This window comes from Bradyrhizobium sp. 62, from assembly GCF_023073035.1.
Classification (GTDB): domain Bacteria; phylum Pseudomonadota; class Alphaproteobacteria; order Rhizobiales; family Xanthobacteraceae; genus Bradyrhizobium.
The window spans coordinates 26,640-37,077 of record NZ_JADPIT010000035.1 but is presented as its reverse complement, the minus strand read 5'-3'; the positions used below and the strand labels follow the sequence as shown (position 1 = coordinate 37,077).

8 protein-coding genes are annotated in these 10,438 nt (G+C 64.2%); 3 read left to right on the top strand and 5 right to left on the bottom strand.

What is annotated here, in order from left to right:
• The 4 genes from IVB47_RS34365 to IVB47_RS34350 all read right to left on the bottom strand — a co-directional run.
• Positions 1-1,073 (bottom strand): CaiB/BaiF CoA-transferase family protein (locus IVB47_RS34365; protein WP_247468280.1); only part of this gene is annotated, 1,073 nt, incomplete at its 3' end.
• Between the two features lie 206 nt (positions 1,074-1,279).
• Complete coding sequence (locus tag IVB47_RS34360) at positions 1,280-2,080, bottom strand: xanthine dehydrogenase family protein subunit M (protein ID WP_247363145.1); 801 nt, start codon at positions 2,078-2,080, stop codon at positions 1,280-1,282.
• A 13-nt stretch (positions 2,081-2,093) separates the two neighbouring features.
• The gene (locus tag IVB47_RS34355; protein WP_247363144.1) at positions 2,094-4,436 is read right to left on the bottom strand and encodes a xanthine dehydrogenase family protein molybdopterin-binding subunit; all 2,343 of its coding nucleotides are present in this window, start codon (positions 4,434-4,436) and stop codon (positions 2,094-2,096) included.
• Between the two features lie 85 nt (positions 4,437-4,521).
• On the bottom strand, positions 4,522-5,007 hold the full coding sequence (locus tag IVB47_RS34350; RefSeq protein WP_007599059.1) for a (2Fe-2S)-binding protein: 486 nt from the start codon (positions 5,005-5,007) through the stop codon (positions 4,522-4,524).
• A 353-nt stretch (positions 5,008-5,360) separates the two neighbouring features.
• Between IVB47_RS34350 and IVB47_RS34345 the strand changes: the two genes are divergently transcribed.
• Positions 5,361-7,400, top strand: a complete 2,040-nt coding sequence (locus IVB47_RS34345) for a HAMP domain-containing methyl-accepting chemotaxis protein (protein WP_247468276.1) — start codon at positions 5,361-5,363, stop codon at positions 7,398-7,400.
• Positions 7,401-7,554: 154 nt separating this feature from the next.
• Here the strand turns inward: IVB47_RS34345 and IVB47_RS34340 are convergent, their stop codons facing one another.
• A complete protein-coding gene (locus tag IVB47_RS34340; RefSeq protein ID WP_027568042.1) occupies positions 7,555-7,893 on the bottom strand; it encodes a DUF3175 domain-containing protein in 339 nt (112 codons plus the stop codon).
• A gap of 182 nt (positions 7,894-8,075) precedes the next feature.
• Between IVB47_RS34340 and IVB47_RS34335 the strand changes: the two genes are divergently transcribed.
• Positions 8,076-9,563, top strand: coding sequence for an MFS transporter (locus IVB47_RS34335; protein WP_247363142.1), 1,488 nt, complete (start codon positions 8,076-8,078; stop codon positions 9,561-9,563).
• A gap of 3 nt (positions 9,564-9,566) precedes the next feature.
• Positions 9,567-10,388 (top strand): trehalose-phosphatase, encoded by an 822-nt coding sequence (gene otsB, locus IVB47_RS34330; protein WP_247468273.1) that lies wholly within the window; start codon positions 9,567-9,569, stop codon positions 10,386-10,388.
• Positions 10,389-10,438 lie beyond the last annotated feature (50 nt).

The window sequence follows — 10,438 nt, the reverse complement described above, 5'->3', positions numbered from 1 at the left end:
TCCGCCCCTTCCGGCTCGCGCACCGCCGATGGCGTCCGTGAAAAGCGCGGCGCCGGCGCCGGCTGCTTGACGCCATGGCGCTCGACGAACACCTGTCGGGCGACCATATGCGGATGCTCGGTCGCTTCCGACATGGTCAGCACCGGCGCAAAGCAGATGTCGGTGCCTTCCATGATCTTGCACCAGTCCTCGCGCGTCTTGCTCTTGAACACCGTCTTCAGTTTTTCCTTCAGCCCGGGCCAGGCCTTGCGGTCCATCTGCGCGTCGAAATCGGCGTCGGTCAGGCCGGCGTGCTCGCGCAGCAGCGCGTAGAATTGCGGCTCGATCGAGCCGATCGAGACGAAATGGCCGCAGGCGCATTCGTAGACGCCGTAGAAATGTGCGCCGCCGTCGAGGAAGTTCTCGTTGCGGCCTTCGGTCCAGCGGCCGAGCGTGGTCATGTCGAAGAAGAACGACATCAGCGATGCCGCGCCGTCGCACATCGCGGCATCGACGACCTGGCCCTTGCCTGACCGCGAGGCCTCCAAGAGCGCTGCAAGCACGCCGACGACGAGGTAGAGCGCGCCGCCGCCGAAATCGCCGACCAAATTGAGCGGCGGCACCGGCGCCTCCTTCGTGCCGATCGCGGCGAGCGCGCCGGTGATGGAGATGTAGTTGATGTCGTGGCCGGCGGCATTGGCGAGCGGGCCTTGCTGGCCCCAGCCAGTCATGCGGCCGTAAACCAGCTTTGGATTGCGCGCGAGCACGACGTCAGGCCCGAGGCCGAGCCGCTCCATGACGCCGGGACGGAAACCCTCGACCAGCGCGTCGGCATTCGCAAGCAGATCCAGCACCTCCGCGATCGCCGTCTTGTCCTTGAGGTCGAGCTCGACCACCTTGCGGCCGCGGCCTGCGACGGACTTCATGCTCTTCCTGGCGCCGACACGATCGAGCGTGACGACTTCGGCGCCCATGTCGGCCAGCAACATGCAGGCGAACGGGCCGGGTCCAATGCCGGCGAATTCGACGATGCGGAAACCTGCGAGCGGGCCGGAGGTGCGAACGGAGGAGGTGGGGGCTGATTTGTCGAGCACGTCGTTGTTTCCTCGGGTCGCGGGCAGATGCCGATTGTTCGGCAATCGCCTCGGACATTCCTCTGCGGGCGAGTTAATTGGCTGATTAACTTTTCTCGCCTTCACGCCAGCGAGGCAAGCGATTTTCATCCGCACGGCCAAATAAAACGGCGCGCACCGAAGTGCGCGCCGCGGAAGATTTGTGTTGAGGCGCTAAAGCGCGATCATCAGCGTGCGGCAGCCACCGCGCGCTGCGCCATCACCTTGATGAGGTTGGCGCGGTACTCCGCCGTGCCGTGGATGTCGGCCAGCAGATTGCTCGCCGAGATGCTCACGCCGTCGATCGCCGACGGTGACCAATTCGCCTTCAGCGCCGTTTCGATGGCCGCGACCCGCATCACGCCGCTTTGCGAGGCGCCGGTGGCGGCCACCCGAATCTCGCCCGACTTCGTCTGCGCGACGAACACGCCGGTCAGCGCGAAGCGAGACGCAGGGTGGCGCATCTTTTCGTAGCCTGCCTTCGCCGGAACCGGGAACGACACGGCGGTGATAAGCTCGCCGTCCTCCAGCGCCGTCGTGAACATGCCCTGGAAGAAGTCATCCGCCGTGATCGACCGCTTGTTGGTCTTCACGGTGGCGCCGAGCGCGAGCAGCGCGGCGGGAAAATCCGCCGCGGGATCGTTGTTGGCGATCGAGCCGCCGATCGTGCCGCGATAGCGCACGGCGGGGTCGCCGAGCACCGAGGTGAGATAGGCGATTGCGGGGATCGCCTTCTTCACATCGGCATTCTGCATGATGTCGAAATAGGTCGTGCCGGCCTTGATGGTCAGCACGTCGCCCGATAGCTCGACGCCCTGCAACTCCTTGATCTTGCCGAGGTCGATGACGTCGGTCGGGCTGGCGAGGCGTTGCTTCATCACCGGCAGCAGCGTCTGGCCGCCGGCGAGGAACTTTGCTTCGCTGCTCTTGGAAAACAGGGCGACGGCTTCGTCAACCGAGGACGCGCGATGATAAACGGTCTGGTACATCTTCGTTCCTCCCTTAAGCCGCGTGGATCGTGCGCCACACCCTGTCAGGGGTTGCGGGCATTTCCAGATTGTTCTTGCCGATCGCATCCGTGATCGCATTGATCACGGCCGCTGACGCCCCGATCGCGCCGGCCTCGCCGCAACCCTTGATGCCCAAGGGATTGCCCGGGCACAGCGTCGTGGTGTGGGAGAGGTTGAACGAGGGAACGTCGTCGGCGCGCGGCATGGCGTAGTCCATGAACGAGGCCGTGACCGGCTGCCCGTTGGCGTCGTAGATCGCGTGCTCGAGCAACGCTTGTCCGATGCCTTGCACAAGACCGCCATGGACCTGGCCTTCGACGATCATCGGGTTGATCAGCCGGCCGAAATCGTCGGCCGCGACGAAGTTGACGAAGGAGGTCTTGCCCGTGCCGGGATCGACCTCGAGCTCGCAGATGTATGTGCCGGCCGGGAAGGTGAAGTTGGTCGGGTCGTAGAAGGCGCTCTCCTTCAGGCCCGGCTCCATCCCGTCAGGCAGATTGTGCGCGGTGTAGGCTGCGAGCGCGACCATCGGGAAGGCGATCGCCTTGTCAGTGCCGGCCACCTTGAACTCGCCGTTCTCGATGACGATGTCGCCTTCCGAGGCTTCCAGCGCATGCGCGGCGATTTTCTTGGCTTTGGATTCCATCTTCTCCATCGCCTTCAGGATCGCGGTGAGGCCGACGGCCGCGGAGCGCGAGCCGTAGGTGCCCATGCCGAACTGCACCTTGTCGGTGTCGCCGTGGACGATCGAGACCTGGCTGATGGGAACGCCGAGGCGCTCCGCAACGAGCTGGCAGAACGTGGTCTCGTGACCCTGGCCGTGGCTGTGTGATCCCGTCAGGACCTCGATGGTGCCGACCGGGTTGACGCGGACTTCGGCGGATTCCCAAAGACCGACGCCGGCGCCCAGGCTGCCGACGGCCTTCGACGGCGCGATGCCGCAGGCCTCGATGTAGCAGGACACGCCAATGCCGCGCAGCTTGCCGTCGGCCTTCGCCTTGGCTTTGCGCCCGGCAAAGCCGGCATAGTCGATCGCCTTCATCGCGGCGTCGAGCGAGGCGTTAAAATCGCCGGTATCATAAGCCATGATCACCGGCGTCTGGTGCGGGAACTGGGTGATGAAGTTGGTCCGGCGCAGCGCGGCCGGATCGACCTTCAACTGCCGCGCCGCCGTCTCCATCAGACGTTCGATCAGATAGCTCGCCTCGGGGCGGCCGGCGCCGCGATAGGCGTCGACTGGCGTGGTGTTGGTGTAGACCCCGACTACCTCGGCATGAATCGCCGGGATGTTGTACTGGCCCGACAGCAGCGTCGCGTAGAGATAGGTCGGCACCGAGGACGAGAACAGCGACATGTAGGCGCCGAAATTGGCGAAGGTCTTCACCTTCAATCCGGTGATCTTGTTGTTGGCGTCGAACGCCATCTCGGCATGGGTGACGTGGTCGCGGCCATGCGCATCGGTGAGGAAGGCTTCGGTGCGGTCGCCGGTCCATTTCACGGGACGGCCGACTTTCTTCGAGGCCCACAGCGCCACCATCTCTTCGGGATAGATGAAGATCTTCGAGCCGAAGCCGCCGCCGACATCGGGTGCGATCACGCGCAGCTTGTGCTCGGGGGCGATGTTGTAGAACGCCGACAGCACGAGGCGGGCGACGTGCGGATTCTGCGACGTCGTGTAGAGCGTGAAGTGCTCTTCCGCCGAATCGTAATCGGCGATCGCGGCGCGCGGCTCCATTGCGTTCGGCGCGAGGCGGTTGTTGGTGACGTCGAGCTTCACCACGTTGGCGGCCTTGGCGAAGGCAGCATCGGTGGCGCCCTCGTCGCCGATCACCCAGTCATAGACCTGGTTGCCGGGAGCTTCGGGATGCAGCTGCGGCGCGCCGGACTTGATCGCGGCGTGGACGTCGGCGACCGCAGGCAGCTCTTCGTAGTTCACGACCACGGCTTCGGCCGCGTCGCGTGCGAGATTTTTGGTCTCGGCGATCACGACCGCGACGGCCTGACCGACGAAGCGCACCGTCTCCGGCGCCATCGCCGGCCATGCGCCCATCTTCATCGGGCTGCCGTCCTTGGAGGTGATGGCCCAGCCACAGATGAGGTTGCCGACCTTGTCGTCGACGATCTCTTGTCCAGTCAGCACCGCGACCACGCCCGGCATCTTCAGAGCGGCGGAGGAATCGATTCCCTTCACCTTGGCATGCGCGTGCGGGCTGCGGATGAAATGGGCATGGGTCATGCCCTGCAATTTGATGTCGTCGACGTAGCGGCCCTTGCCGGTAATGAAACGCTTGTCTTCCTTGCGCACGACGCTCGCGCCAATGCCTTCAACACCCATGTCTGGTCCTCCCGACCGGAATTTTGTCTTGACCGCGCTTTCCCTCGAAAGCGGCGGCGATCGTTCTTATTTCGAGGCGGGCCGCTTACTCGGCCGCCTGCGAGACCTTCATGCGGCCTGCCGCGTCCAGCACGGCTTTGACGATGTTGTGGTAGCCGGTGCAGCGGCAGATATTGCCTTCGAGCTCGTGGCGGACGGTGGCCTCGTCGAGCTGGCCGCCATAGCGGTGCACGATATCGATCGCCGACATGATCATGCCCGGCGTGCAATAGCCGCACTGCAGGCCGTGATTGTCGCGGAAGGCCGCCTGCATGGGGTGCAGCTCGTCGCCCTTCGCGATGCCTTCGATCGTGGTGATGCTGGCGCCGTCGGCCTGTCCCGCCAGCATGGTGCAGGATTTGACCGCCTTGCCGTCCATATGGACGACGCAGGCGCCGCACTGGCTGGTGTCGCAGCCGACATGGGTTCCGGTGAGGTTGAGGTGGTCGCGCAGCAGCTGAACCAGCAGCGTGCGGTCCTCGACGTCAACGGCAACAGCCTTGCCGTTCACCGTCAGTTTGACTGTAGACACGGTTGAAGTCCTCCCGGGGTCGATTTTGATTGTTTCTAATTAGAGACAGCGACCCGGAACTTTGCAACTACGATTTTGGTCGCCCGCGTCATGGAAAAGTCATTGATCCAGAATGCCCAACATTGGTTGGGGGGGGCGAGTCGGCCAGATCGGGTGCGGCGCCGGGGCGCAGCTGGGATGCCAGCCTCTATATCCTTGCGCGGTTCGCCTTTTCAGTTCGCTGGGCTGATAGAGCCTGAACTCTGCGGGCCCACCGAATTTACCGCCCCTTATCGATTCTGCCTTAGTTTTGCGCAGCCAGGTCAGGGGGCGGGGCGCCACCGGATCTCGGCTGAATGAAAATGGGGGTGGGAATGTCCGGGCGTATCGCGTCGTCGTCGAAGCGCACAATAATGCCGACCCTCAGGTTCCGCGCCAAGATCATTCTGGGCTTTGCCGCGGTGCTGGTGATCTCCGCCGGCAGCATGGCTTTCTCCTATTTTGGCTTCGAGCGGGTCTCGTCCGGGGTCGGGTCCTACCGCAGCAGCGTCACCGAGGCCGATCTCGCCCGTAATATCGACCGGGAGCTGCTCGCCTATCGCTCGGCCGTCAAATATTTCGTCGTCACCGGCAAGGAGGACGACGCCAAGACGGCGCTGGACGCGGAGACCGGCCTGAAGGGCGCCATCGACCAGGCGGTCAAGAGCGCCAAGAAGCCGGCGCGGCAGGAAAGTCTGGGCAAGCTCTCCAAGGAGTTTTCCAACTTCTCCGCGACCTTCGCAAAAGTCCTCCAGGCCAAGCGTGACAGCACGCTGCTGGTGCAGAACCAGCTCACGCGCAACGCCAACCTCCTGAAATACAAGCTCGACGACATCGGCAACAATGCCTCCGATTCCGAGGCGCAGGCGATCGAGTTCGGAACCAAGCAGGTCAACGCCCAATTCCAGACCGCGAATGCGGCGGCGACCAATTTCGTGCTGACGTCCGACCAGACGATTGCTACCAGCGCGCTGGCGCGGCTGAAATTCGTCGAGAACTCGCTCAACGCAGTCTATTCGATGGACGACAAGATCGTCGCCGGCCTGAAGGATGCCAGGGGATTGCTCGGCGCCTATCGGGAATCGCTGGAAAAACTGATCGCCAACGCCAAGATGATCGACGATCTCGTCACCGAGATGAGCGGTTCGGCCGGCGCGATCCTTCAGGGTGCTACCACCATGAAGGCGGACCTCGTTGCCGAACAGCAGCGGCTGGAGTCCGAATCGGAAGCGACCATCGGGAAGACCGAGCAACTGGTGCTGATGCTGGCCGTCGGCGGCACGCTGCTCGGCGCGATCCTCGCTTTCCTGCTCGGCACCGGCATTTCGCGTCCGATGATCGCGATGTGCAAGGCGATGCGCGAGCTTGCTTCGGGCAATTTCGACGTCGTGCTGCCGGGCCTGGGCCGCAAGGACGAGATCGGCGAGATGGCCGGCGCGGTCGAGGAATTCAAGGTGCAGGCCGTGGCCAAGGCCGAGCGCGACGCCGCCGCCAACGAGGCCCAGAACAAGGAAGCGAGCGCTGCTCGCCGTTCCGAGCTGATTCGTTTCGCCGACGATTTCGAGAGCGCGGTCGGTGCCATCGTCTCCAACGTCTCGGCTTCTGCCGTGCAGCTGGAATCGGCGGCCTCGACGCTGACCCGCACTGCCGAGACCACGCAGAGCCTGTCGAGCCAGGTCGCCGACGTCTCCGAGCAGGCCTCCAGCAACATGCAGTCGGTCGCGACCGCGACGGAAGAGCTCTCGGCCTCGGTCGAGGAGATCGGCCGTCAGGTCCGCGATTCCAGCCGCATTGCCGAAGCCGCCGTGGTGCAGGCAAAGGAGACCGATAACCGCATCGGCAAGCTCTCGCATGCCGCCCAGCAGATCGGCGAAGTGGTCAAGCTCATCACGGCAATCGCCGAGCAGACCAATCTTCTGGCGCTCAACGCGACCATCGAGGCGGCGCGCGCCGGCGAAGCCGGCCGCGGCTTTGCAGTTGTCGCCAGCGAAGTGAAGTCGCTCGCGAGCCAGACCGCGAAGGCCACCGACGAGATCTCCTCGCACATCACGGGCATGCAAGGCGCCACCGCCGAGTCGGTTGCGGCGATCAAGGAGATCGGCGCGACCATCGGCCAGATCTCGTCGATCTCGACATCGATTGCGAGCGCAGTGGAGCAGCAAGGCGCAGCGACGCAGGAAATCGCGCGCAGCGTCCAGACCGTCGCGCAGGGCACTCAGACCGCCGCCACCGACATCGGCCAGGTCAACCGCGGCGCCGCCGAAACCGGCTCGGCCTCGGAAGAGGTGCTGCACTCGGCCAAGACACTGTCGTCCGAAAGCACCCGCCTGCGTGCCGAGCTCGACCGCTTCATGGGCAATATCCGGGCGGCGTAGGGGCATCCGCGCCAATGTCGTCCTGGCGAAAGTCAGGACCCTTAGCCCAAGCAGCAGTTATCGGGCGAACTGCTCACTCCGAGTCATCGCCAAATTGCTCCCTGGGGTAATAGGTCCTGGATCGGCGCTGCGCTTGTCCAGGACGACGTGGCACTCACTCCCTCCCGAATGCCCGCTTCAGCTCCACCTTTGCCCGCTCCAGCCGCGTGCGCTGCGTCTGCGGCAGCGTCTTGCCGGCGCGGTTGATGTAGAACGTCAGCATCGACAGGGCCGAGCGGTAGGCGCCGGTCTTGCGGCGCGCGCTGTGCTCGGCCGAGCGCTTCAACGAGGTCGCGATCTTCTTCGCGCTGGTCAGCTTGAACACGCCTTGTTTGAGGTCGAGCGCGTCGCTCTCCTTCGTCACGCGCTGCGACCAGCGCTTCGGTGCGGCGCGTTTGGTGCTCTTGCGCGCCGCTGTTTTGCGAGAATGTGTCGTCTTTCTGACATGAGCCATGCGTCAACTCCTTGCGGCTCCAGCGAAAACCAGCGGCGCGAACGGTCGTTCCACGGGGAACCTGCCCTCGCCACAGACGTTGTGGCAGGTGGCAGGCGGAATGCCGCACCCCCTTGATCGGATCGCCCCCGTTCACGCCATGTGAACCGGGGCCATGTCCATTGGTCAGATGCAACAACGCGATGGAATTGCAGCGAAGCCCAGCGCCGAACGATGGACCTGTGGTCTCCACGGCGGCCGCGGCTGATCGCATTATCGAAACCAGCATTCCCGCACGACTTGACGCGCTGCCGTGGAGCGGCTTTCACACCCGCGTCGTGCTCGCGCTCGGCATCACCTGGATTCTGGATGGCCTCGAGGTGACGCTCGCCGGCGCGCTCTCCGGCGCGCTGAAGCAGAGTCCCACCCTGCATTTCTCCAATCTCGATCTCGGCGTTGCCAATTCCGCCTATCTCGCGGGTGCTGTGCTCGGCGCGCTCGGTTTTGGCTGGCTCACCGACCGCATCGGCCGCAAGAAGCTGTTCTTCATCACGCTCGCGCTCTATCTCTCGGCAACGGCCGCGACCGCTCTGTCATGGAATGTCGCGAGCTACGCGCTGTTTCGCTTCCTCACCGGTGCCGGCATCGGCGGCGAATACACCGCGATCAATTCCACCATCCAGGAACTGGTGCCGGCGCGCTATCGCGGCTGGACCGATCTCGTCATCAACGGCAGCTTCTGGATCGGTGCGGCCATGGGCGCTGTCGCGGCCATCGTGCTGCTCGATCCCGCGGTGATCGGCCCCGATCTCGGCTGGCGCCTCGCTTATCTCATCGGCGCGGCCATCGGCCTCGTCGTGCTCTTGATGCGGATGTGGATTCCGGAGAGTCCGCGCTGGCTGATGATCCACGGCCGTCCCGACCAGGCCCACGCCATCGTCGACGTGATCGAGCGCTCGGTGCTCGGACACGACCAGGATACGAGCGACGGGCGCTTCGCCAAGATCCGCCTGAAAATGCGGAGTCACACGCCGATCCGCGAGGTCGTGCACACGCTGTTCTCGGTCTACCGCCAGCGGGCGATGGTCGGCCTCGTGCTGATGATCGCGCAGGCTTTCTTCTACAACGCCATCTTCTTCACCTTTGCGCTGGTGTTGACAGATTTTTACGGCATCAGCGCCGATCATGTCGGCTGGTATCTGCTCCCCTTCGCCGCCGGCAATTTCCTCGGTCCGCTGCTGCTCGGTCGCCTGTTCGATACGCTCGGCCGCCGGACCATGATCATGTTCACCTATGGGACGTCTGGCCTGTTGCTCGCGCTGTCGGGTTATCTGTTCTCGATCGGCGCCTTGAGCGCGCAGGGGCAGACCATCGCCTGGATGGTGATCTTCTTCTTTGCCTCGCCCGCCGCGAGCGCCGCCTATCTCACCGTCAGCGAGACGTTTCCCTTGGAAGTCCGCGCGCTGGCGATCGCCGTATTCTATGCGGTCGGCACCGGCATCGGCGGCGTGATCGGCCCCGCGTTGTTCGGGGCGCTGATCGACACGGGATCACGCACGAGCGTGTTCGCAGGCTATTTGCTGGGGGCATTCCTGATGATCGCAGCCGCGATCGTGGCGTGGCGCTATGCCGTCTCGGCGGAGCGCAAATCGCTCGAAGAAATCGCGCGGCCGCTGGCTTCCATGGAGTAGACTATGAAATCGGAACTGGCTGAATTGGATCAAAAGCGCGCCATGGTCGACGATGAAGCGCCCGATGCGGTGCCGGTGCCTCACGCACTCGTACCGCATCTCAATGAAACAGCGATCCTGCTCGACATCGACGGTACGCTGCTCGACCTGATGCCGACGCCGCGCGAGGTGTGGGTGCCGCCAGGCCTGTCGGAAACACTGAACCGGTTGACGGAGCGCACGTCGGGCGCGCTGGCGATGGTCAGCGGCCGTTCGCTCAACGACATCGACCTGATCTTCGCGCCCGATGTCTTTCGCGCCGTGGCCGGCGACGGCGCGGAAATGCGGCTTTCCCTTGACAATGAAGCCGATGCCATCAGTGCGCCGCCGCTGGACAAGGAGTTGAAGCGGCGGCTCGCGGCGGTTGCCAAGCTCAGTCCCGGCATTCTGCTCGAAGACAAGGGCTATTCGCTGGCGCTGCATTACCGCCTTGCGCCGCATGCGGAGAAGGCGATCTATGAATCCGTTTCGCTGATCCGCGCCGACCTGCCCAACGCGCCGATCGAGGTGCTGCCCGGCAAGTTCGTTTGCGAGATCAAGCATTCCGGTTTCACCAAGGCGACCGGCGTGCGCGAGTTGATGAAGCACGAGCCTTTCAAGGGGCGCCGTCCGATCTTCATCGGCGACGACGTCACCGACGAGACCGTGTTCGCGATCATGCCCGACATGAACGGGCTCGCCTTCTCGGTCGGCCGCCGCGCCATGGGTGTCAACGGGCACTTCGACGCGCCGAACGACGTGCGCGCGTTCCTCGCGCGGCTGCTCGACGACTCAAGGTTGGAATAAGGCACGGACATCTCGGAGCCACATATCGCGCGCTTAATTCCTCCAGCGCG